General features: G+C 68.5%; 14 protein-coding genes. 11 read left to right on the top strand and 3 right to left on the bottom strand.

Features of this window, described 5'->3' with window-relative positions; all coding sequences use genetic code 11:
* Window positions 1-149: 149 nt before the first annotated feature.
* The 3 genes from J2X41_RS23695 to J2X41_RS23685 are packed head-to-tail and all read right to left on the bottom strand — an operon-like array spanning window position 150 to window position 7,024.
* On the bottom strand, window positions 150-1,529 hold the full coding sequence (locus J2X41_RS23695; RefSeq protein WP_310086769.1) for a glycosyl hydrolase family 28 protein: 1,380 nt from the start codon (window positions 1,527-1,529) through the stop codon (window positions 150-152).
* A 17-nt stretch (window positions 1,530-1,546) separates the two neighbouring features.
* On the bottom strand, window positions 1,547-4,756 hold the full coding sequence (locus tag J2X41_RS23690) for a family 78 glycoside hydrolase catalytic domain (protein ID WP_310086766.1): 3,210 nt from the start codon (window positions 4,754-4,756) through the stop codon (window positions 1,547-1,549).
* A gap of 3 nt (window positions 4,757-4,759) precedes the next feature.
* A complete protein-coding gene (locus tag J2X41_RS23685; RefSeq protein WP_310086763.1) occupies window positions 4,760-7,024 on the bottom strand; it encodes a glycoside hydrolase family 88 protein in 2,265 nt (754 codons plus the stop codon).
* Window positions 7,025-7,273: 249 nt separating this feature from the next.
* Here J2X41_RS23685 and J2X41_RS23680 point away from each other — a divergent pair, with 249 nt between their 5' ends.
* The 11 genes from J2X41_RS23680 to J2X41_RS23630 all read left to right on the top strand — a co-directional run bounded on the left by J2X41_RS23680 (window position 7,274) and on the right by J2X41_RS23630 (window position 24,747).
* Complete coding sequence (locus J2X41_RS23680; protein WP_310086759.1) at window positions 7,274-10,231, top strand: TonB-dependent receptor; 2,958 nt, start codon at window positions 7,274-7,276, stop codon at window positions 10,229-10,231.
* Window positions 10,232-10,284: 53 nt separating this feature from the next.
* Window positions 10,285-11,397 (top strand): pectinesterase family protein, encoded by a 1,113-nt coding sequence (locus tag J2X41_RS23675; protein ID WP_310086756.1) that lies wholly within the window; start codon window positions 10,285-10,287, stop codon window positions 11,395-11,397.
* 2 nt (window positions 11,398-11,399) lie between these two features.
* Complete coding sequence (locus tag J2X41_RS23670) at window positions 11,400-12,107, top strand: LamG domain-containing protein (protein WP_310086753.1); 708 nt, start codon at window positions 11,400-11,402, stop codon at window positions 12,105-12,107.
* 416 nt (window positions 12,108-12,523) lie between these two features.
* Window positions 12,524-13,381, top strand: coding sequence for a VacJ family lipoprotein (locus J2X41_RS23665; RefSeq protein ID WP_310086749.1), 858 nt, complete (start codon window positions 12,524-12,526; stop codon window positions 13,379-13,381).
* The gene (locus J2X41_RS23660) at window positions 13,378-14,046 is read left to right on the top strand and encodes a phospholipid-binding protein MlaC (protein WP_404979981.1); all 669 of its coding nucleotides are present in this window, start codon (window positions 13,378-13,380) and stop codon (window positions 14,044-14,046) included. The genes J2X41_RS23665 and J2X41_RS23660 overlap by 4 nt, the downstream gene beginning before the upstream one ends.
* Before the next feature lie 63 nt (window positions 14,047-14,109).
* Window positions 14,110-14,634 (top strand): outer membrane lipid asymmetry maintenance protein MlaD, encoded by a 525-nt coding sequence (mlaD, locus tag J2X41_RS23655; RefSeq protein WP_310086743.1) that lies wholly within the window; start codon window positions 14,110-14,112, stop codon window positions 14,632-14,634.
* A gap of 1 nt (window position 14,635) precedes the next feature.
* Window positions 14,636-15,442, top strand: coding sequence for an ABC transporter permease (locus tag J2X41_RS23650; protein ID WP_310086740.1), 807 nt, complete (start codon window positions 14,636-14,638; stop codon window positions 15,440-15,442).
* Window positions 15,439-16,215: an ATP-binding cassette domain-containing protein gene (locus J2X41_RS23645; RefSeq protein WP_310086737.1), complete on the top strand. Its 777-nt coding sequence runs from the start codon at window positions 15,439-15,441 to the stop codon at window positions 16,213-16,215. Before J2X41_RS23650 ends, J2X41_RS23645 begins: the two co-directional genes overlap by 4 nt.
* 3 nt (window positions 16,216-16,218) lie before the next feature.
* Window positions 16,219-16,677 (top strand): hypothetical protein, encoded by a 459-nt coding sequence (locus J2X41_RS23640; protein ID WP_310086734.1) that lies wholly within the window; start codon window positions 16,219-16,221, stop codon window positions 16,675-16,677.
* Window positions 16,678-16,876: 199 nt separating this feature from the next.
* Window positions 16,877-22,711, top strand: coding sequence for a HAMP domain-containing protein (locus J2X41_RS23635; RefSeq protein WP_310086731.1), 5,835 nt, complete (start codon window positions 16,877-16,879; stop codon window positions 22,709-22,711).
* The gene (locus tag J2X41_RS23630; protein ID WP_310086727.1) at window positions 22,708-24,747 is read left to right on the top strand and encodes a response regulator; all 2,040 of its coding nucleotides are present in this window, start codon (window positions 22,708-22,710) and stop codon (window positions 24,745-24,747) included. The genes J2X41_RS23635 and J2X41_RS23630 overlap by 4 nt, the downstream gene beginning before the upstream one ends.
* Window positions 24,748-24,809 lie beyond the last annotated feature (62 nt).

Raw genomic sequence — 24,809 nt, 5'->3', positions numbered from 1 at the left:
AAGAACGGTTTCGCGGAGCGGTCAGGTCTAGCCGAAACGCAAACTCTAAACCCACGGTCATCCGGGCTCGGCCCGGACCGCTCCGCGCCTCCCCACCCACTCGCCCGCGAAGGGCCGAGGTCGAGAAATCGTGCCCGCCAAGAGCGGTCTCAGGCCGCTGGACGAGGCTCCAGCCCGACCACGCCGGACGAGTCCGCCACCTCCGGCGCCCTGCCGTCCAGGGTGTCGATCAGGGTGCGCTTGAACGTCCAGTCCTTGGCGTTGGCGATGCGGCCGCCGGCCTGGGCGTCGAGGTCCAGGTTGTCGAACGCGAAACGCTCCAGCGGCGCCTCGGGGAAGGCGGCGACCTCGAAGGCGGTCTTGGCGCCGATCGCCTTGATGTCGCTGACCCGCACGTCGCTGAGATGGGCGCGGCCGCGCTCGGGCGGCACGGGCTGCGTCATCACCCGCCAGTAGTCCGGCACGTTGGTCAGGCCCTCGGGGATCGTCGCGTAGCTGTAGCTGGGGTTCCAGTTCAGGTTGACCCGGAACACCGTGAACACGTCCTGCAGGCGCAGGTCGCGGAGGTCGATGTCGCGGATCACCCCGCCGCGGGTATGGGCCGACTTGAACAGGATGCCGACCGGCGTGGGATGCAGCACGGTCAGGCCCGAGACCTTGATGTCGTGGAAGCCGCCCGACGTCTCGCTGCCGAAGGTGATCCCGGCCGAGGCGTCGCGGATCACGCAGTCGCGGATCGTGACATTGTAGGTCGGCCGCGCCACCCGCAGGCCGTCGGCGTCGCGGCCGGCCTTGAGGCACAGGGCGTCGTCGTTGCAGGCCACGTCGATCCGCTCGACCAGCACGTCGTGCGAGGAGTCGATGTCGACGCCGTCGGTCGAGGGGCCGCGCCCGCCTTCGTTGTTACGGATGTTCAGGTCGGCGACGTGGACGTCGTGCGAATAGCAGACGTGGACGGTCCAGAAGCCGGCGCGGCGCAGGCGGGGACCGGCCAGCTCGACCGTTTCGGAGTCGAAGATCTGGATCAGGCGCGGCCGCTTGCAGTCGTAGTCGGCGGCCCAGCGCAGGCCCTTGGGGTCGTACCGGCGGCGCAGGGCCCAGTAGCTGTCCCAGAACACCTTGCCGTCGCCGTCGATGGTCCCGTCGCCGACGATGCGGACGTTCTTCTGCTTGTAGACATTGATCAGGGCCGCCGGCCAGGTCAGCTCGATCCCGGCCACGCGGGTCGGCAGCTCGGGATAGTCGGCCAGGGCCTGCGAGCCCAGCAGCGTCACGCCCTTGTCCAGCCGCAGGGTGACGCCGGACTTCAGGAACAGCGAACCGGTCCGATAGACGCCGGGCTTGAAGGCGACGGTTCCGCCCGTCTTGGCCGCCGCGTCGATGGCCGCCTGGATGGCCCGGGTGTTCAGCGTCCTGCCGTCGCCGACCGCGCCATGGGCGTTGGCGTCGACCGCGCGTGAGGCGGCCAAGGCCAGGGTCGGGGCGGCGGTGGAGACCAGGCCAAGCTGGAGGAGGGCGCGTCGGTGCATCTTTGGAACTCCGCGAACTAGGCGGTGACGGTGAAGGCGTAGGAGCCCGAGCCGACCTGGACGACCGCCTCGGTTTCGGTGCGCTCGAGCGGGGCGACGGTCCGACGACCTTCGCGAACGGTCGCGCCGGGCAGGGCCGGCAGGTGGACCCGTCCGGTGGCGTTGGCGGGCACGGTGACCTCGACGGCCAGGCCGTCGCCGGTGCGGCGCCAGGCGCAGGCGATGCGGCCCATCGCCGACTCGTAGGTTCCCGCCGCGCCGGGCAGGCGCGGATCGACCAGCGGCCGGAAGGCGATGGCCTTGAAGCCGGGCTCCAGGGCGTCGATGCCGATCACCCGCCGCCAGAGGAAGCCGCACACCGCCCCGAACGCATAGTGATTCAAAGAGCCCGTGACGACGCCGTCCTTGATCCCGTCCCAGCGCTCGAACACCGTCGTCGCCCCCTGGCCGACCTGATAGCCCCAGGACGGCAGGCCGGTCTGCAGCAGCAGGCCGTAGGCGAGGTCGGCATGGCCGTGGTCGGCCAGGGCGTCGAGGATGTAGGGCGTGCCGATGAAGCCGGTCGACAGCTTCACGCCCCGCCGCTGGATGTCGGCCGCCAGCCGCCCGGCCGAGGCGGCGCGCAGGGCCGGCGGGACCAAGCCGAAGCGCAGGGCCAGGACGTGGCTGGTCTGGCTGTCGTTGCCCACGCCGCCGTCGGGCCGCACGAACTCCCGGACGAAGGCCGCGCCGATGGCGGCGCGCAGGGCCTGGAGACGAGCGGCGTCGGCGGTCCGGCCGGTGGCCTCGGCCATCTGGGCCAGCAGGTCGGTCGACCAGGCCCAGTAGGCGGTCGAGACCAGTTCCTTGGGCGTGGTGATTTCGGCGCGGCTCCTGGCGTCCACCGACAGCCAGTCGCCGTAGTCCATGCCCCGGCCGTTGCGCCAGACATGGTCGGGATTGGTCTCCAGCAGCCGGCGGCTCCAGCGGTCCATGGCCGCCCAGTTCTCGTCGATCACGGCGGTGTCGCCGTACCGCCGCCAGGCCGTCCAGGGCAGGATGACGGCCGCGTCGGCCCAGCCGGGGGTGTTCTGGCCCAGGGTCCAGAACGGCGCGGTGTCGGGCATCTCGCCGCTCGCCGACTGGCCGGCCCGGATGTCGCCCATGAACCGCCGGGTGAAGGCGCCGACGTCCATGTTGAAGGCCGCCGCGTCCCAGAAGATCTGGGCGTCGCCGGTCCAGCCCATGCGCTCGTCGCGCTGCGGGCAGTCCGTGGGCACGCCCAGGAAATTGCCGCGCTGGCTCCAAAGCGTGTTGCGCCAGATCGCCTGGATCAGCGGATGGTCGATCCGCGCCGCGCCGGTCAGGGCCGCGTCGCTGTGCAGCACCACCCCCTCGACGGCGTCGGCCGAGAAGGCGCCGGGCCAGCCGGTGACCTCCACATAGCGAAAGCCGTGGAAGGTGAAGCGCGGCTCGAACGTCTCGCCGGCCGGATCGCCGCGCAGGATGTAGGTGTCGGTCTGCAGGGCCCGGCGGTTCGAGGTGGTGTTCAGCGTCCCGTCCGGCCGCAGGGCCTCGGCGAAGCGCAATCGGACGGTGGCGCCGGCGGGACCCTTAACCCTGATCCGGCACCAGCCGGCGAAGTTCTGGCCGAAGTCGAGGATGCGCACGCCGGGCGCGGGCTCGCTGACCTTCCGAACCTTGAGGGTCTGGATCGGCCGGATCGGCGGGGCGACGTGGGCGGCCAGGCGGCACGGCGGCGTCTCGCCCAACCGCGCGGCGGACCAACCTTCGTCGTCGAAGCCCGGCGCGTCCCAGCCGGCCTGTTCGAGGCGCGCGTCATAGGTCTCGCCGTCATAGATCTCGGACAGCACGACGGGCGAGGGCGCCAGTCGCCAGCCCTCGCCGTCGGTCTGGACTCGGGAGCGCGTCCCGTCCGTGTGCTCGACATCGAGCAGGGCCGAGAACCGGCGCGGCGGCGGGCCGAAGGCGTAGCGCATGTCCAGGAAGCCGAACGGGCTGGCGAACCAGCCGTCGCCGACGATCGCGCCCAGCACGTTGTCGCCCGCCCGCAGCAGGCCCGTGACGTCATGGGTCCGGTAGAGCGCACGGGTGCGGAAGTCCGTTGATTCCGGCGCCAGGACGCCGTCGCCGACCTTGCGGCCGTTCAGCCGGGCCTCGTAGCCGCCCAGGGCCGTGGCGTAGAGCCGGGCGCGGGTTACGGGCTTGTCCAGGCGAAAGGCGCGGCGCAACTGCACCGCCGGTCCGGTCACCCAAGGATGGCAGGGCGGAACGATCCGTGCCGGGACGGCCTTGGGCCAGGCGGAGTCGTCATGGGCCCTTGCCTGCCAGGCCTGGGGCGCATCGAGCGTCGTGCGCCAGCCGTCCTTGGCGTGGACGCGGACCTCGCGGCCGTCGGCCAGGGTCAGGCGCAGCATGGCCGCCAGGGCGCCGCCGATCACCGGACGCGCCTCGTCCAGGCGCAGGCCGACCTCCGCGACCAGCACGTGCGGACCCGGCGACAGGTCGGGCAAGGCGAAGCTGGGGCCCTGGCCCCAGGCGGTGCGGTCGCCTGGCCTGATCAGCGAGTCGCCGTCCAGCCATAGGCCCGCCAGGCTGTCCTTGGCCGACACCGTGACTCGCGCCGCCTTCACCCCTTCGGGCAGGTCGAAACGCCAGCGGAACCGGCGGGGCCCCGCGTCGTCGGTCTCGCCCCAGACCCAGTGGACGCCCTCCAGCCGTTCCTGGCGCATGGTCTCGGGCTCGGCCTCCAGCCAGCCCGCGGTCCAGTCGGCGGGGTCCAGCAGGCCCATCTCCCACCAGGCCGGAGCGCTGGGCCGCGCCGGCCGATCGCCCTGGACCCAGGCCTCGACCCGCCACCAGCAACGCTGGCCGGACGCCAGGGGCAGACCTTCGTAGGGGATGTCGAGCGAGCGATCCGACGCGATCTTGCCGCTGTCCCATAGCAACGGATCGCCGGCGCGCAGGGCTTCGAGACCGGTCGCCACGGTCAGGCGATAGGCGGTCTGACGGAGGTCGCGCGCCCCGCCGGCTTCGAGAGTCCAGGAGAACCGGGGCTTTCGATTGTCCAGGCCCAACGGGTTTTCCAGGTAATCGACACGCGGCGCCGCAACCCGGACCTGCGGCGTCGCGGCCTGGGCCGAGGTCGCCGACACGCCCGCGCCCAAGCCGGCGGCCGTCAGCAGCTGGCGACGGTCCAGGCCAGACCGGGAGCGAGCGGCGGCCATCGGCTATTTCGCCGGGTCGAACGACGGCTTCTGGGCCTGGACGTAGGCCTCCCACTCGGCGCGCGAATGGAAGTCCAGGCCTTTGTCCCAGGCCGCGCCCATGTAGTAGACGAACGGCTTGCCGGGATTGACCTTCAGCAGCACCAGCCAGTCGCTGTCGGTCTCGACCACGTCGACGATCTGCCGGGGATCCAGCAGCAGGGCCAGGCCCATGGTTCCCTTGTCCGGGTCGGTGACGTCCCAGGAGGTCACGACGCCCTTGGCCTTGTCGAGCGAGAACGCGCCCGGGGTCTTGGCGGTGGGCTTCTTGGTGATCCCCACGGCCACGGTCAGCGGGCCCTTCCTGTCGGACTGGAAGGTCGAGACCAGCCGGGTGAAGTTGGTTCCCATCGGCAGGGTGAAGGTGCGGCTTTCCCAGACCTTGCGATCGGCCCCCGCCTGCCAGGGGGCGTAGTCGACCTTGAACGACGCGACGTCGGGCCCGTCCTTGAGGATCTTGTAGGACTTCCAGTTGCGCGACACCCACAGCTTGCCGCCGTCCCAGACGCCCAGTCCGCCGGCGCCGCGGAAGGTCCCGACATTGTAATAGTCGATGCCCTCGCCGTGATAGGCGTGCTGGTCGCCGGTGCGCAGCTGGCGGGTCATGAACGGATAGCGGACGCTCTTGCCCCAGGCGTCGATCCCGGAGGTCGAGGGCGGCTCGGCCAGTTCCAGGGCCGGGCCGTAGATGCGGTGGGCCGTACGGTCATTCTCCCACAGGATGTCGTCCAGCCGCTCGGGCGCATAGCGGACGGTGGCGCGCGGCCTGTCCTGGCCGGCCGGCGGCGGCGCCACCCGATAGATCATCTTCGGCGGCGTTGGCTGGCCCGGGGCGGCGGGCGGCACAGTGGCCGGCGCCAGGCCGGGACCCTCAATGGCCGGGTCGTAGGCCAGGGCGGCCACGGCCTTCATCTCGGCGGCATGGCGGGCGGTCTCCTCGGGCGAGCCTTGCACGGTCCGCGGCAGGGCGGGGGTCGGCGTGGTGGCGACGATGAAGTCCGGGGCGTCCGGGGCGGGCTCGGCCAGGGGCAGGGCCGTGGTCGGCTTGCTGAGGTTCATGACCTCAAGACCCGCAAGGAGGAAGGCGCCCGTGCCGTAGGGGCCGATGTCGCCGGGGGCGGTGGTGACGGGCTGATCGCCGGTCTTCTGGACCGCCCCGATCATGCCGCTCGGCAGCGCCTGGGCCTCCAGCGCCGCCCAGCCCTTGGCGACATGGGGCAGGTAGGTCGCCCGGTCGAGCACGCCGTGATTGATCCCCCAGGCCAGGGCGTAGACGAAGAAGGCCGAGCCCGAGGTCTCCGCTTCCGGGAACAGGTCCGGCTGCATCAGGCTGGAGGCCCACAGGCCGTCGGCCCGTTGCAGGCCGGCCACGCGCTTGGCCATAGCCTGGAACGTCGTCACATAGCGCGGACGCGAGCCGTAGTCGGCGGGCATGGACTCCAGCACCCGGGCCATGCCCGCCATGACCCAGCCGTTGCCGCGCGACCAGAACAGCTTGCGGCCCTTGTCGTCGCGCCGCTCGATGAAGCGCTCGTCGCGGAAATACAGGCTCTCGTCCGGATCGTAGAGGCGCGCGAAGGTGCGCCACCACTGCTTGTCCATGGCGTCCAGATAAGTCCTGTCGCCGGTCAGGGCGCTCATCCGCGCCAGCACGGGCGGGGCCATGAACAGGGCGTCGCCCCACCACCAGACCAGGTGCTGCGGGATCGGCGTGCGGGTCAGGTGCGGGACCGACCAGTCCAGCCGCTGGCGCAGCGGCATGATCACGCCGGGCTGCTGGCGGCGGGCGTAAAGCTCTTCATACAGGTCGCCGATCGCCCATTCGTCGGCGTTCAGCATCAGCTTGGGCGATCGCGCGCCGCGCAGGCCGTAGTTGAAGTGCTCGGCCGCCTCGCTGAGAAAGATCAGGGTGTCGCGGTCGTTGGTGACGCGGGCCAGGCGGGCGGCGCCGACATAGTAGGTGGCCGACACCCAGTTGGATGACATCTCGCGCACCGCGCCGCCCGTCGAGACGGGGATCGGCTCGGCGCGCATGGCCTGGATCTGGGCGGCGTTGGCGCGGTTGAGGACCGCCAGCACCGCGTCGGGTGAGGGAACAGCGGCGGCCGTGGCGGTCCTCGCTGGCCTGGGCGTGACAGCGGCGGCGTGAGCGGCGAATCCCGACCCCAACATGGCGCCGGCCAAGGTCGCGGCCGCCAGGCGGGCTGACAGCGAAGGGAGCTGGAGCATCAGGGTTTTCCTCCGCGAAACGCCACTGCAACCGGTGTCATTTTCATTATATGGGTTTCTATGCCATAAAATGGTATTTGCAAAGGCAATCAAGCTGCGTCCGGGCGCCGGGCTATCTGGCGAGGCAGAGCCTGCCGACAATCCTATCCGCCCGCTCTTTCAGTCTTGAGAAAAATGGAATCCGGTCGCAACATGCGGGAACAATGATACCGGTGTCATAAAGAACGCCAAACCTTGGGAGGGACGACCATGCGGACATCATCCGGCTCCTTGCGCGCGCGCCTGTTCTGCGGCGGCGCCAGCCTTGGCCTAGTGCTGGCGATCGGCGGGGCGGCCCACGCCCAGGCCCAGACCCCGCCGCCTCCCGCGGACGACAGCACGGTCGAGGCCGTGGTCGTCACCGGCTTTCGCAACAGCCTGGCCCAGGCGCTGAACGTCAAGCGCACCTCGGCGGCGGCGGTCGACGCCATCTACGCCGAGGACATGGCCAAGTTCCCGGACCTGAACCTGTCCGAATCCATCCAGCGGATCCCGGGCGTCGCCATCACGCGCGACGCCGGCGAGGGGCGGCAGATCTCGGTGCGTGGCCTGGGGGCTCAGTTCACCCGCGTGCGGATCAACGGCATGGAGGCGCTGAGCACCTCCGGCGGCACCGACGCCTCGGGCGGCACCAACCGCGGCCGCTCATTCGACTTCAACGTCTTCGCCTCGGACCTGTTCAACCGCATTACGGTGCAGAAGACCGCCTCGGCCGAGACCGAGGAAGGCTCGCTGGGCGCGACGGTCGACCTGCGCACCGCCCATCCGTTCGACAAGCGCGGCTTCAACTTCGCGCTGTCGGGCAAGGAGGGCTACAACGACCTGGCGGACAAGTATAACCCTCGCGTCGCCGGCCTGATCTCCAACACCTGGCGCGACGACACCCTCGGGGCGCTGTTCTCGATCGCCTATTCCAAGCGCGAGCTGCTGGACGAGGGCACGAGCACAGTGCGCTGGCAAACCGGCACGGCCGCCGCGCCCGGCTTTCGCAGCGTGAAGGGGGTGACCTGCGCGACCAACGCCGCCGCCTGCGCCGAGGCCAACGCCGCCGTCCACCCCCGCATCCCGCGTTTCGACTGGTACAAGAACAAGCAGGAGCGCCTGGGCGCGACCGGCTCGCTGCAATGGGCCCCCAGCGACAAGACGCTGTTCACGTTCGACATGCTGTACGCCGACTTCAAGGGCCAGCGGAACGAGGACTTCCTGGAGACCTTCACGCCTCAGACCGCCGGCGCCTGCACGGCCAGTTCGCCGGCCTCGTGCGGCATCAACCAGGTCGACGTGGTGGACTACACCATCGCCACGCCGCGCGCCGGCTTCCCGGTGATGACCAAGGGCACGTTCAACAACATCGACCTGAAGACCGAGCAACGCCACGACGAGCTGGAGACGGAGTTCAAGCAGTTCACCCTCGACGGGGAACACCAGCTGACCGACCGGTTCAAGATCCACGGCGTGCTGGGCTATTCCAAGTCGGAGTTCAAGAACCCGGTCCAGAACACCGTCCAGTGGGACCAGTACAACGTCCAGGGCTACAGCTACGACTACAGCCGCGGCGACGACTATCCGACCATCACCTACGGCACGGGCGACACCGCCAATGCCGACGCCTGGACCCTGGCGGAGATCCGCATGGTCCAGGGCTTCGTCGACAACAGCTACAAGACCGCCCAGCTGGACGGCGCCTATGACTGGAACGACAACCTGAAGATCAAGGGCGGTCTGGCCTACAAGGCCTACGAGACCGACAGCGTCGCCCTGGCCCGCTCGAACGGCACCACGGCCAACGTCAATCCGGTCACCCTGGCGGCGCTGCGCAACATCCCGCGCTCGTCCTACGCCCAGACCATCGACTTCTCAAGCCTGAGCCTGCCGGCCGGCAATGTCAGTTCATGGATCACGCCCGACCTGAACGCGGCGATTACCGCGCTGCACATGAACGATCCCAGCTACAACAGCGCCGTCACCACGACCCCGGGCACGGTGTGGCGCAGCCCGTTCGCCACCACCTGCTTCACCACCGGCTGTGGCATGTACAATCTGGGCGTCGAGCCCAGCCTGGGCAGCAACTACACCGTCAACGAATGGGATACGACGGGCTACCTGCAGGGCGATTTCAACTTCAGCGCCTGGGGCGTGCCGGTGCGCGGCGACCTGGGTTTCCGCTACGTGCAGACCCGCCAGAAGTCGCTGGGCTACGGCGTCGTGCCGTCCACGGTCAGCGGCGTGAACTACCAGACCATCTCGGCCTCGACCGCCACACGCAGCTACAACGACTTCCTGCCGGCCCTGAACCTGGTGATCGAGCCGACCGAGGACTTCCTGATCCGCTTCGGCGCGGCCAAAGTCATGTCGCGGCCGAACCTCGGCTCGCTAACCCCGGGGGTCAACATCAGCACGGGCAGCACCAAGACCGTCAGCTCGGGAAACCCCTTCCTGGATCCGTATCGCGCCAAGACCTACGACCTGGCGTTCGAATGGTACTTCCAGCCCCAGGCCCTGCTGTCGGCGGCGTTCTTCTACAAGGACATCTCGACCTTCGTGCAGAACTACACCTCGGCCCTGTCGACCTTCGACAAGAACCCGTTCGGCCTGCCCGACAGCGCCGCGGTCGCCGCCTGCGGCACCATGCCAGGCTGCTCGCCCGACCTGCCGGTCTGGCAGTTCAGCACCTCGATCAACACCCCCGGCGGTCCGCTGAAGGGGATCGAGCTGAACTACCAGCAGCCCTTCACCTTCCTGCCGGCGCCGTTCGACAAGTTCGGGTTCCTGGGCAACATCACGCGGGTGACGTCCGAGGTCACCTACCTGACCTCGACCGGGGCGGTGGCGGCCAAGGGGCAGCTGACCAACCTGTCGAAGACCTCGTACAACGCCACGCTCTATTACGAGGATTCCAAGTTCAGCAGCCGGGTCTCGGCGGCCTATCGCAGCAAGTACCTGACGCAGATCCCCGGCCGGAACGGCTCCGACGTCGAAGGCACCAAGGCGACGATGAACATCGACGCCTCGGCCACCTACAACTGGACCAAGAACCTGGCCTTCACCTTCGAGGCGGTGAACCTGACCAACGAGATCCAGGATCAGTACTACGACTCCAGCCAGCTGGTGTCGTTCTACCACGAGACCGGCCGCGAGTTCTTCGTCGGCTTCCGCTACACGTTCTGACGACGATCCGGGGCGCGGCTTCGCCCGCGCCTCGGCGTTCCCGGGGATCGCCCATGCCGATGCTTCATGATCGCAGGACCGTGCTGTCGGCCGGCGGAGCGCTCGCCGCCCTGGCGGCCGGGCCGGTTCGCGCCGCGCCGCGCCCAGTCTTCGACGCGGTGCTCGACCGAGACGGCAGCGGCCGCGATGGCGCCAAGGGGTTTCGCACCTTGGCGGCCGCGCTCGACGCCGCGCCGGCCGCTGGCGTCCGCCCGTTCCGTATCCTGGTCCCCGCTGGAATCTGGCGCGAGCAGGTCGCCGTGACCAAGTCGAACATCCATCTGGTGGGCGAGGGGCGGGGGGGCAGCGTTATCGTCTTCAACGAGTACGCCGCCGGCCGGAACCGTCCGGGCGGTCCGGCTGAGATCGCCACGGTCACGGTCACCGCGCCCGGCTTCCGGGCTGAGCGGCTGACGATCGCCAACGACTTCGACTATCCAGGCCACATGCCGGCCGAGGTCGACTACGACCGCACCGGCGCCAGCGGCGCCCAGGCCTCGGCCCTGAAACTGGGCAGGGGTTCGGACAAGGCCTATTTCGAGGACGTGGCCCTGACCGGCTGGCAGGACACCCTGTTTACTGACGCTGGGCGCAGCCTGTTCCGGCGCTGCTATGTCAGCGGCTGCGTCGATTTCATCTACGGCGCCGGCCGGGCGGTGTTTGACCGTTGCGAGATCCGCGCGCGCACCCGGCCGGGCAAGGATTTCCACGGCTTCATCGCCGCGCCCGACACCGACCGCCACCAACCGTTCGGCCTGGTGTTCCTGGACTGCCGCCTGACCCGTGACGCCGACATGCCGAACCACACCATGGCCCTGGGCCGACCCTGGCGGCACACCATGACCTTCCCCGACGGACGCTACGGCAATCCCGACGCGGTGGGACACGCGGCCTTCGTCCGCTGCTGGATGGACAACCACATCGTGCCTGAGGGCTGGTACCCAATGCACTACAATCTCAAGGACGGACGCCGGACGATGCTGGAGCCCGAGGACGCCCGACTGTTCGAATACGCCAGCCGTGGACCAGGCGCGGGCAGGGCGTCCAGGCGTCGTCGGCAGCTGACGGCTGCGCAGGCGCGAGCCTATACGATCCCGACCCTGCTCGACGGCTGGACGGGGGCGTGATCATGGCCAGCACGCTCCGTCGCCGCGACCTCTTGCTAGGCGCCGCCGCCGGCCTGGTCGCCGGTCCGGCCGTGGCGACCGCCAAGCCGTCGGCCATCGTCTGGACGTTCGACCGGCTCGACAACATCGGCGGCGAGGTCACCCACGTCGAGGGCGCCCCGAGCGTGATCGACACGCCGCTGGGCAAGGCGGTGCTGTTCGACGGGGTCGACGACGCCCTGTTCATCGATCGCCATCCCCTGGCCGGCGCCGCGACCTTCACCTTCGAGGCCCTGATCCGGCCCGACGGCGGCGACTTCGCCCAGCGCTGGTTCCACCTGGCCTCAGACGAGCCGGTCCCCGCGCCCGCCACGCCGGCCAACACTCGGTTCCTGTTCGAGCTGCGGGTGGTTGGGGACCAGTGGTATCTCGACGCCTTCGTCAACGGACCGGGCTACAAGCAGACCCTGGTCTTTCCCGACAAGCTGTATGCGATCGGCCGCTGGCATCACGTGGCCCAGACCTATGACGGCCAGACCTATCGCGCATACGTCAATGGCCAGCTGCAGGGCGAGGCGAAGATCGCCTTCACGCCGCAAGGGCCCGGCCGGGCTTCGGTGGGCGTGCGGATGAACCGGATGAACTACTTCAAGGGCGCGATCCGCCAGGCGCGCTTCACGCCGCACGCGCTGAGTTCGGAGGCGTTCCTGAAGCTTCCGGCCGGGGCTTAGGAGGTGAGAGATCGGACCCCGTAGCGGCGGCTCGCAACCGCCCGTTTCGTCGAGGGAAGCGTTTTCGCTGGAGGGTTCCTGGGGTGCGCCTTTCGCCGATGCGCTTCCTCTCAGTGGATGACAAAAGTGCCGAGCGGTTGTGCTGGAGAGACGATTTTCGATCCCTGGGTTGTTATTTTTCAACCGGCGGCGAGGCGTTCGTCCCATGGCTGTTCGACGTCCGAAGGCCCACGCCGTGGGGTTTGACCGAGAGCATCCCGTTTGAACCGATGCGACGCTTCCGTACCCGGATGACATCCAATAGGCGTTGCAGACCTTGCTTAGCTTTCGCAGGCGCCTACATGCCTGACGCCGGGACCCGGCAGGAGGCTGGAATGAACGGCGCGCCAAGCAGAACTTCGACGAACACGCCGCGCTTGCGCGCGCGAACCCTGGCCCTGATCGCCGCCGGCGGTCTGGCGGTGAGCGCGGCGAGCGCTCACGCCCAGAACGCCGCCGTGGAGCCGTCGCCGCCTCTGGTGGCCGCGCCGGCCGCCAGCGCCGAGTCCGTCGATACGGGATACGACCCGCTGCAAGGCTTCAACCGGGGCAGCTTCGGCTTCAGCATGGGGCTGGACCGCGCCGTGCTCCGTCCCGTCGCCCACGGCTACATGGCGGTGACGCCCAGCCCGCTGCGCCGTCGCGTCAGCGCGGTGGTCTACAATCTGGGCGAGCCCAGCACGACGGTGAACGACATCCTGCAGGGCAAGCCCAAGCGGGCGGGGCGCTCGTCGGCGCGCTTCCTGATCAATTCCACGATCGGCGTCCTGGGCATCTGGGACGTGGCCACCGGCATGGGGCTGAAGGCGCACGACGCCGATTTCGGCCAGACCTTCGGCCGCTATGGCGTCCGGCCTGGACCCTATCTCTACGTGCCAGTGATCGGCCCGTCGAACTTCCGTGACGGCGTCGGGCGGGTGCTGGACTTCTTCACCGATCCGGTCGGCATTGTCGGCGGCGGCTATACGACCACGTTCGGCGCCACGCGCCTGGGCGTGCAGACGGTCGACACCCGGGCGCGAGCGGACACCGCCTTCCGCGCGCTGGACGACGCCACCGATCCGTACGTGACGGCGCGTTCGGCCTATGGTCAGTACCGCGAGGCCTTCATTCGGGAAGCCACCGGCGAGGTGCAAGCCTTGCCGGACTTCGACAACGACTACCCGGCCGACCCCGCCGCCGAGCCCGCGTCCGCGCCGCCCGCGACGGCGCCCGCCCCGAGCACAACGCAATGACTTCACCGGAAACGATCATGATTGACGCTCGTCCCACCCGTCGCTTCGCGCAACTGGCCCTGGTCGCCCTGGTCGGCCTCGGCGCGGTGAGCCAGGCCGCGCCCGCCTTCGCCCAGGCGGCGCGCGATCCCCAGGCCGAGCAGTTCGTGCAGAGCCGCGCCCAGCGGGTGATCACTGTGCTGGCCGACAAGAATGAGAGCCTTACCCAGAAGAAGGCGACCTTCCACCAGGCGATCGATCAACTGGCCGACGTGCCGAAGATCACCAATTTCGTGCTCGGCAAGTACGCCCGCACCGTCACGCCGGACCAGCGCCAACGGTTCGCGGCGGCGTTTCGCGTCTATGCCGAAAGCGTGTACCAGAATCGGATCAGCGACTATCACGGCGAAGTGCTGAAGGTGACGGGCTCGACCGTTCGCAAGCCGGGCGACGTGATCGTCAACACCACCATATCGGGCGGCCAGGTCGGCCAGCCGCTGCCGGTGGCGTGGCGGGTGATGGGCGGCGGGACCTCGTGGAAGGTGGTCGACGTCCAGTTCAAGGGCGTGTGGCTGGCGATCACCCAGCAGCAGGACTTCGTTTCGACCATCGATAACGCCGGCGGCAATATCGACGTGTTGATCAGCCAATTGCAGCGGGACGCCCAGCGTACCGCCTCGCGATAACAAACAAGGGGCGAGGCGACCGTTCGGGCGGCCAGCCTCGCAGGGCTTCGAAAGGATAACGGGTTGCGCGAACAATGGGCCGAGACCCTGATGGGTTTCCTCGTTCTCGTCCTGGCGGCGGGTTTCCTGGTCTACTCGCTGACCGTCGGCGGCGTCGGCAGCAAGCCGGGCGGCTACGACGTCACGGCCAAGTTCGGCCAGGTCGGCTCTCTGGCGCCGGGCGCGGCGGTCAGCGTCGCGGGCGTCAAGGTCGGCACGGTCTCGCAGATCAGCCTGGACCCGAAGACCTTCCTGGCGGTGACCAAGCTCAGCCTGGATCCCGACGTCAAGCTGCCCTCCGATTCCACAGCCAAGATCACCAGCGACAGCCTACTGGGCGGCGTCCACGTGGCCATCGCGCCCGGCGGCGCGGCCGACGATATCAAGCCAGGCGGCGAGATCGACAACACCCAGGGCGCGGTCGACCTGTTCGGCCTGATCGGCTCGGTGATGCGGCCGCAGGGCGGAAGTGGTGCCGGAGACGCCGCGCCGACGGCCGGCGCCGCGCCTGCGGCGAACCCAGCCGCCACGGCTCCGGACAGCTACTGAGATGGCCGCGGTCGACGCGGCGATCCCCGCGGTCTTCAAGCCGTTGCGCACCATCGGCCGTTCGACGCTGGGCGCCCTGCGCATGGTGGGCGGGGTCGGGGTGTTCGCCCTGCGCGGCGTGACCTCGGTGTTCACGCCGCCGTGGTTCCCGGGCCAGCTGCTGCGCCAGCTGGTCGCCATCGGCTTCTTCTCGCTGCCGGTGGTGGGCCTGACGGCGATCTTCACCGGCGCGGCCCTGGGGCTGAACATCTATACCGGCGGCGGGCGGTTCAACGCCGAGCAGGTGATGCCGCAGATCGTCGCCTTGGGCATCACCCGCGAACTGGGACCCGTGCTGGCGGCCCTGATGCTGGCGGGCCGGGTGTCGGCCGCCATCGCCGCCGAGATCGGGGCCATGCGCGCCACCGAGCAGATCGACGCCATGCGCACGCTGTCGACCGACCCGTTCCGCTATCTGGTCGCGCCGCGCCTGCTGGCCGCGACCCTGGTGCTGCCGCTGCTGACCTTGGTGGCCGACATCATCGGCGTGGCCGGCGGCTGGCTGGTGGCGGTGCGGATCCTGGACTTCAATTCGACGATCTACGTCCGCAACACCATGAACTTCATCCAGGGCTGGGACGTCGGATCGGGTCTGATCAAGGCGGCCGTCTTCGGCTTCATCGTCGCCCTGATGGGCTGCTACCACGGCTACAACGCCAAGGGCGGCGCGCGCGGCGTGGGCCGGGCGACCACCCATGCCGTGGTCTCCTCGGCGATCCTGATCTTCGCGTCCGACTACTTCCTCACAACGCTGTTCACCCACGCATGACCGACATCCCTAAGCTTGAATGGAGGCGCGTCAGCAAGCGCTTCGACGGGCCGGTCCTGGACGGGCTGGACCTCAGCGTCGCGGCCGGACGGTCGCTGGTGATCATCGGCGGCTCGGGCCAGGGCAAGTCGGTGACCATCAAGGTCGCCATGGGCCTGGTGCGTCCGGACGCGGGCCAGGTGCTGGTCGACGGCGAGGACCTGATCGGCTCAAACCAGAAGGGCGGCGGCGCGGCGCGTCGCAAACTGTTCGAGCGCATCGGCGTCTTGTTCCAGGGCGCGGCGCTGTTCGACAGCCTCAGCGTCTGGGAGAACGTCGCCTTCCGCCTGATCAACGCCGATGGCGTGCCCCGCAAGGAGGCCAAGGCGCGGGCGGTCGAGGCCCTCGGTCGCGTCCATCTGGGCGCCCATGTCGCAGACTCCTATCCGTCCGAGCTGTCGGGCGGCATGCAGAAGCGCGTCGGCCTGGCCCGCGCGGTGGTGGCCAATCCGGAGATCATCTTCTTCGACGAGCCGACCACCGGACTGGACCCCATCACCTCGGCGGCGATCAACGAGCTGATCGTCGACCAGGTGAAGGGGCTGGGCTGCACCGCGGTGTCGATCACTCATGATCTCGCCTCGGCGCGGACGATCGGCGACGAGATCGCCATGCTGCACGGCGGCAAGATCGTCTGGCGCGGCGCCCCGGCCGAACTGGACCGCACGGACAATCCCTATGTGCGTCAGTTCGTCGATGGGCGAGCTGACGGGCCGATGGCCAGCGCGGTCTGAGCCATGACGGCGAGGGGGACGAGAACGGCGCTGCTGGCGCTCGTGCTGGGCTGCGGCCTGGCCAGCACGGCTCAGGCGCAGGACTATGTCCGCGCCGACTGCCGGACCCAGCTCGATCCCGCCGCGCTGCGGTTCGACACGGCGCTGCACCAGCGCTGGTACAGGCGGTTCTGGACCGGTGATTGCGATCACCTGCCGCTCTGTTTCGCCGGCTCGCCCAACTGGAACGACATCGTCGCCAAGCTGCTGGTCCGCGGCGGCGCGGCCGAGCGGGCGGCCCTGCTGCCCAAGGCCTGCCGGCTGGGCCAGATGATCGGGCTGGAATGGGCGCGCGACAAGAAGATCCGCCGGATCGACACGGGCGACCTGCGCGCCTTCAAGGGCCAACTGGAGGCGTCCGGCGACGCCCTGCGCGGAGTCGAACGCGTCGAGGCCTCGGCCCGCGCGAAAATGGCGCGATAACGACCACAGCCGCCGCCGGTGAAAGAGCTTCACTGTAAAAGCGGAACCAAAGAATTTGAACTGCGTTGGACCCATTCGGGGAGGGGCAAGGGAATTCGGGTCAGGACGTCGAGCGCGATAGAGCGCTTTGAACGCCGGTATCGGCTTTCCCACTAGCGCCGCCCACGTAGATCGAACGGTTTCGACGTGGAGTATTTCTATGCCGGCGGCACAGTCCAAGGCGCAGCAGCGCGGGCTCGACAACCACCAGCTCCTGGCCGCCTTGCGCGCCTTTCGACGCGGCGACTTCTCCGTAAGGCTGCCGACCGACCTGTCTGGCCTGGACGGTGAATTGGCCGAAGCGTTCAACGACGCCGTCAATCTGAACGATCAAATGTCGAAAGAGTTCGAACGTCTCGGCGACGTGGTCGGCAAGCAGGGCAAGATCAACCATCGCGCCCGCCTGCCGGGAGCCACCGGCTCGTGGGCCGCCAGCGTCGACGCGGTCAACAACCTGATCACCGACATGGTCCACCCGACCGCCGAAATGGCCCGGGTGATCGGCGCCACCGCCAAGGGCGACCTTAGCCAGACCATGGACCTGGAGAACGAGGAGCGCCCGCTGCGCGGCGAGTTCCTGCGCATCGGCAAGGTGGTCAACACCATGGTGGGCCAGCTGGGCTCCTTCGCCTCGGAAGTGACCCGGGTGGCGCGCGAGGTTGGCACCGAGGGCAAGCTCGGCGGCCAGGCCCAGGTCAAGGGCGTGGCTGGGACCTGGAAGGACCTGACCGACAACGTCAACCTGATGGCGGCCAACCTGACCGGCCAGGTCCGTAACATCGCCGAGGTGACCACCGCCGTCGCCAACGGCGACCTGAGCCGCAAGATCACCGTCGACGTGAAGGGCGAGGTGCTGGAGCTGAAGAACACCATCAACACCATGGTGGACCAGCTCAACAGCTTCGCTTCGGAAGTGACCCGGGTAGCACGGGAAGTGGGTACGGAAGGCAAGCTCGGCGGCCAAGCCAACGTCCGCGGCGTGGCCGGGACCTGGAAGGACCTGACCGACAACGTCAACCTGATGGCCGGCAACCTGACCGGCCAGGTCCGTAACATCGCCGAGGTGACCACCGCCGTGGCCCGCGGCGATCTCTCGCGCAAGATCACCGTCGATGTGAAGGGCGAGGTGCTGGAGCTGAAGAACACCATCAACACCATGGTGGACCAGCTCAACAGCTTCGCCTCGGAAGTGACGCGGGTGGCCCGCGAAGTGGGCACCGAGGGCAAGCTGGGCGGCCAGGCTCGGGTGGAAGGCGTGGCCGGCACCTGGAAGGAGCTGACCGACAACGTCAACCTGATGGCCGGCAACCTGACCGGCCAGGTCCGCAACATCGCCGAGGTGACCACCGCCGTCGCCATGGGCGACCTCTCCAAGAAGATCACCGTCGACGTGAAGGGCGAGGTGCTGGAGCTGAAGAACACCATCAACGTCATGGTGGACCAGCTCAACGCCTTCGCCTCGGAAGTGACCCGGGTGGCGCGGGAAGTGGGTACGGAAGGCAAGCTGGGCGGCCAGGCCAATGTCACCGGGGTCGGCGGCACCTGGAAGGAGCTGACCGACAACGTCAACCTGATGGCCGGCAACCTGACGGGCCAGGTCCGCAACATCGCCGAGGTGACCACGGCGGTGGCGATGGGCGACCTCTCCAAGAAGATCACAGTCGACGTGCGCGGCGAGATCCTGGAGCTCAAGAACACCATCAACACCATGGTGGATCAGCTCAATTCCTTCTCGTCGGAAGTGACGCGGGTGGCCCGCGAAGTGGGTACGGAAGGCAAGCTGGGCGGCCAGGCCCAGGTGAAGGGCGTGGCCGGCACCTGGAAAGACCTCACCGACAACGTCAACTTCATGGCCGGCAACCTGACTGGCCAGGTGCGCAACATCGCCGAGGTGACCACCGCCGTCGCCAACGGCGACCTTTCCAAGAAGATCACCGTCGACGTGCGCGGCGAGATCCTGGAGCTGAAGAACACCATCAACGTCATGGTGGACCAGCTGAACGGCTTCGCCTCGGAAGTGACGCGCGTGGCCCGCGAAGTGGGTACAGAGGGCAAGCTGGGCGGCCAGGCCCAGGTCAAGGGCGTGGCCGGCACCTGGAAGGACCTGACCGACAACGTCAACCTGATGGCCGCCAACCTCACGGGCCAGGTCCGCAATATCGCCGAGGTCACGACCGCCGTCGCCATGGGCGATTTGTCCAAGAAGATCACGGTCGACGTGCGCGGCGAGATCCTGGAGCTGAAGAACACCATCAACGTCATGGTCGACCAGCTGAACTCGTTCAGCTCGGAAGTCACGCGCGTGGCGCGGGAAGTGGGCACCGAGGGCAAGCTGGGCGGTCAAGCTCAGGTCAAGGGCGTTGCCGGCACCTGGAAGGACCTGACCGACAACGTCAACTTCATGGCCGCCAACCTGACCGGTCAGGTCCGCAACATCGCCGACGTCACCACCGCCGTCGCCAAGGGCGACCTCTCCAAGAAGATCACCGTCGACGTGAAGGGCGAGATCCTGGAGCTGAAGTCGACCATCAACGTCATGGTGGACCAGCTGAACGGCTTCGCCTCGGAAGTGACGCGGGTGGCGCGGGAAGTCGGCACCGAAGGCAAGCTGGGCGGCCAGGCCCAGGTGCCCGGCGTGGCCGGGACCTGGAAGGACCTGACCGACAACGTCAACATGATGGCCGCCAACCTGACCGGCCAGGTGCGGAACATCGCCGACGTCGTCACCGCCGTCGCCCAGGGCAACCTGAAGCGCAAGCTGACCCTGGACGCCAAGGGCGAGATCGCCTCGCTGGCCGACACCATCAACGGCATGATCGAGACCCTGGCCACCTTCGCCGACCAGGTGACCAACGTCGCTCGCGAAGTGGGCTCGGAAGGCAAGCTGGGCGGCCAGGCCCGGGTGCCGGGCGCCGCCGGCCTGTGGCGCGACCTGACCGACAACGTCAACGAACTGGCCGCCAACCTGACCACCCAGGTCCGCGCCATCGCCGAGGTGTCCACCGCCGTGACCAAGGGCGACCTGACGCGGTCGATCACCGTGGAAGCGTCGGGGGAAGTCGCCGCCCTGAAGGACAACATCAACGAAATGATCCGCAACCTGAAGGATCAGACGTTGAAGAACACCGAGCAGGACTGGCTGAAGACCAACCTGGCCCGGTTCAGCCGCATGCTGCAGGGCGAGCGCGACCTGTCGACCGTGTCGAACCTGGTGCTGTCGGAACTGGCCCCGCTGATCAACGCCCAGCACGGGGTGTTCTATGTCTCCGACCATGACGTCAACGGCGAGCCGGTGCTGAACCTGGCCGCCAGCTACGCCGCCAATCCCGGCGACCGGCCGCCGGCCCGCCTGCGCCAGCGCGAAGGCCTGATCGGCCAGTGCGCCGCCGAGCGCCAGCGGATCCTGCTGACCAACGTTCCGTCGGAATACATCAAGATCAGCTCGGGCCTGGGCGAGGCCGCGCCGCAGAACATCATCGTCCTGCCCGCCCTGTTCGAAGGCGAGCTGAAGGCGGTGATCGAGCTGGCCACCTTCGGGACCTTCAACGAGACTCAGCAGGCCTTCCTCGACCAGCTGATGGAATCCATCGGCATCGTGCTGTCGACCATCGCCGCCAACATGCGCACCGAGGGGCTGCTCGAACAGTCGCAACTGCTGACCGCCGAACTCCAGGCCCAGCAGGAAGAGCTGAAGAAGACCAACGACCGCCTGGAGCAGCAGGCCGCGTCCCTGCGGCAGTCGGAGGAGCTGCTCCGCTCCAAGCAGGACGAGCTGCAGCAGACCAACGCCGAGCTGGAGGACAAGGCGGTCCTGCTGTCGGCCCAGAACAAGCAGGTGGAAGCCAAGAACACCGAGGTCGAGCAGGCCAAGGCGGCGCTGGAGGAAAAGGCCGAGCAGCTGGCCCTGACCTCGAAGTACAAATCCGAGTTCCTGGCCAATATGAGCCACGAGCTGCGCACGCCGCTCAACAGCCTGCTGATCCTGTCCAAGATGCTCAGCGAGAACGCGCAGGGCAATCTGAGCGCCAAGCAGGTGGAGTTCGCCCGCAACATTCACAGCGCGGGCGCCGACCTGCTGGGCCTGATCAACGACATCCTGGACCTGTCGAAGATCGAGAGCGGCACGGTCACCCTCGACATCGGCGAGATGTCGTTCGCGTCCCTGCGCGACCAGACCGACCGCACCTTCTCGCAGCTGGCCCAGGACAAGAAGCTGGACTTCTTCGTCAACATCGACCCGGCCCTGCCGCGCTCGATGTACACCGACGACAAGCGCCTGCAGCAGGTGATCAAGAACCTGCTGTCCAACGCCTTCAAGTTCACCCAGACCGGTTCGGTGCGCCTGTCGATCGCCCGGGCCGAGGACGGCTGGGCGCTGGGCAACGATCACCTGAACAAGGCCGGCCAGGTGTTGGCCTTCTCGGTCGAGGACACCGGCATCGGTATTCCCGAGGACAAGCAGCGGATCATCTTCGAGGCCTTCCAGCAGGCCGACGGCACCACCAGCCGCAAGTACGGCGGCACGGGCCTGGGCCTGTCGATCAGCCGCGAGATCACCCGCCTGCTGGGCGGCGAACTGCGGGTCGTCTCGACGCCGGGGCAGGGCAGCACCTTCACCCTCTATCTGCCGCTGAACTTCAGCCCGGCGGCCCAGCCCCAGCCGGCCCAGCCGCTTCGGCCGGCCACCTCACCGGTCCAGACCTTCCGCCTGTCGACAACGGAAGCTGGAACGGTCGAGCCGGCCGAAACCGTGGTCGACGACCGCGAGCAGATCGAGCCCGGCGACGCGGTGGTGCTGATCGTCGAGGACGACACCCGCTTCGCCTCGATCCTGTTGTCGCTGGTGCGCGACGGCGGCTTCAAGGGCGTGGTCACCGGCGAGGGCTCGGCCGTGCCGTCCCTGGCCCGGCGCTTCACGCCCGATGCGATCATGCTGGACATCGGCCTGCCCGACATGGACGGCCTGGCCCTGCTGGACCTGCTCAAGCGCACGCCGGACACCCGCCACATCCCGGTCCAGGTGATCTCGGCCGACGACCATGGGGGGCTGGGCCTGTCGATGGGCGCCTTCGGCTTCACCAGCAAGCCGGTGGAACGCGAGGCGGTCGCCTCGACCCTGGAAAAGGTCAAGAAGCTGGTGGCCGAGACCGGCCGCGCGCCGATCCTGGTCGGCGGCGAGGGCTCCGCCGCCGATACGCTGCGCGACACCATCGGCGCGGTGAAGGTGGTGGCCGCATTGACCGACCTGCCGGACGAGGCCTTCACCGGCGAGGGCGGCTGCTTGGTGATCGATGTCGGGGAGGAACCGGTCGGACCGATCATCGACACGCTCAAGCAACGCGGCACGGCGTCGGGCGTGGCGGTGCTCTATGCGCCCGACGACCTGGACGCCGAAGAGGACCGGCGGCTGCGTTTGGCGGTGTTCTCTGGCCTGGCCCGCCTTGCCCGTACGCCCGAGCAGTTGATCGACCACGTCACCATGTCGCTGCACGCGCCGCTGGACCGCCTGTCCACGCCGGCCAAGGCGATGATCGCCCACAGCCGCCACGCCGACGCCGTGCTGACCGGCCTGACCGCGGTGGTGATCGACGATGACATCCGCAACATCTTCTCGTTGGCCAGTGCTCTGGAGGAGTACGGAATAGAGCTGCGGTATGCGGAAAGCGGCCGAGCGGGCCTGGAGCTGCTCGACAGCCTGCCCTCGGTGGATATGGTGCTGGTCGACATCATGATGCCCGACATGGACGGCTATGAAACCATGCGCGAGATCCGGGCCAGACCGCAGTTCTCCGACCTGCCGGTGATCGCCGTCACGGCCAAGGCGATGAAGGGCGACCGGCAGAAGTGCATCCAGGCCGGCGCATCGGACTATGTGTCCAAGCCGGTGGATATCGACCAGTTGATCTCGGTCCTGCGGGTCTCGGTCCAGCGTACCGACGCCCAGCGCCTGGCTGGCGACAACGTCGTCACCATCCATAGCGCCGCAGCCCAATGAGCGTACCCGCCGTCAAGCATCAGGCGGTCCCGCCGCCCGAGGACCGGCCCAGGACGAGGATCCTCATCGTCGACGACGACGAGCGCAACGCCTTCGCCGCGATCCAGGCCCTGGAAACCCTGGGCCAGGAGCTGGTGGTGGCCCGTTCGGGCGAGGAGGCCTTGCGCCACCTGCTGACCGACGACTTCGCGGTGATCCTGCTGGACCTGCACATGCCGGGCATGGACGGCTACGAGACCGCCGAGCTGATCCGCCAGCGTCGCCGCAACCGCGACGTGCCCATCGTCTTCCTGACGGCCGTGTTCCGGGACGAGGCCCATATCTTCAAGGCCTATTCGGCCGGGGCCGTCGACGTGGTGTTCAAGCCCGTGGACCCGTTCATCCTGCGCTCCAAGGTGCAGGTGCTGGTCGACCTGCACATCAAGACGCTTGAATTCGAGCAACAGTCGGAGAGCCGGCGCCTGTTGATCGAGGAGAACGCCCGGATCCACGCCGAGAAGCTGGCCGCCGAACGGGCGCTTCGCCGAACCCAGGAGCGCCAGGAGGCGATCCTGCGGGCCCTGCCGGTGGTGTTCCACTCGCGCACCGCCGACCCGCCCTACGAGCCGCTGTTCGTCGGCGGCAACGTCATGGAGCTGACCGGATTCTCGGCCGACGACTTCCTGGCCACGGCCGACTTCGGCATCAGCCGGGTCCATCCCGACGACGTCGACATCGTCGCGCGCGCCCAGGCCGAGGCCCGCAAGTCCGGGGCCTATGCCTGCGAATACCGATGGCGGCGCGCCGACGGCTCCTATCGCTCGCTGATCGACCAGGGCGTGCTGGCCCAGGATGAGGAGAGCGGTCGCCCGGTGGTGTTCGGCACCTTGCTGGACAACACCGAGCGCCGGGGCCTGGAAGAGCAGCTTAGCCACGCTCGCAAGATGGAAGCCGTGGGCCAGCTGACCGGCGGCGTCGCCCACGACTTCAACAACCTGCTGACCGTGGTGCTGGGCAATATCGAGCTGATCAAGCGGCGGACCGGCGACCAGCACGAACTGGCCCGCCAGATCGAGGCGGTGCGGCTGGCGGCCGAGAAGGGCGGGGCCCTGACCCGCCAGTTGCTGGCCTTCTCGCGCCGCCAGCGCCTGAACCCGCTGACCGTCGATCTCACCGGCCTGATCGCCGACTTCGCGCCGCTGCTGCGTCAGGCCGTCGGCGAGGCGGTGAGCATCGAGTTGGATCTGGCGGCCGAGGCGCTGCCGGCCCACCTCGACCCGGCTCAGTTCGAAAGCGCCCTGCTGAACCTGGCGGTCAACGCCCGCGACGCGATGGAGGGCGGCGGCGTCCTGTCGATCGCCGCCAGGACGGTCGGCGAGGATGATCCCAGGATCCTGGTGACCGTGCGCGACACCGGCCAGGGCATGGACACCGACGTCGCCTCGCGCATCTTCGAACCGTTCTTCACGACCAAGGAGATCGGCAAGGGATCGGGCCTGGGCCTGTCGCAGGTCTACGGTTTCGTGCGGCAGTCGGGCGGCGAGATTTCGGTGAGCAGCGTGCCGGGCCAGGGCGCGGCCTTCGAGATCTATCTGCCCCGAAGCCAGGCGGCGCTGAGCGCTCGCGGCGCGGGTGGCGGGACGGGCGAGGTCGTGCGCGGCTCCGAGCGGGTGCTGGTGGTGGAGGACGATCCGGCGGTGCTGGCCATGGCCGTCGAGACGCTGGAGGGACTGGGGTACCAAGTCACCACCGCCGACTCGGCCGCGACCGCGCTGAAACGCCTCAAGGGCCGCAAGGCGTTCGACCTGCTGTTCTCGGACGTGGTCATGCCGGGCGGCGTCAACGGCGTCCAGCTGGCGCACCTGGCGCTGCAGGAGCGGCCAGGGCTCAAGGTGTTGCTGACCTCGGGGTATGTGGGCGACGAGGCTGCGTCCTGGGCCAACGAGTTCCCGATGATCGACAAGCCCTATCTGGGCCCGGCCCTGGCGGCCAAGATCCGCGCGGTGCTGGAGGCCGAAGCTCCGGCGGCGCAGCAGCCCAGAGCCCGGCAAGGCTAGAGCGGGGCGAATTTCCGCCTCGGCCCGTCTTGTCGCCGCGCTCGCCGGGACCATCTGACAAG

Origin of the sequence: Caulobacter sp. BE254, assembly GCF_031457295.1 — a bacterium.
Lineage (GTDB): Bacteria > Pseudomonadota > Alphaproteobacteria > Caulobacterales > Caulobacteraceae > Caulobacter.
This window is presented reverse-complemented; position numbering and strand designations above follow the sequence as displayed.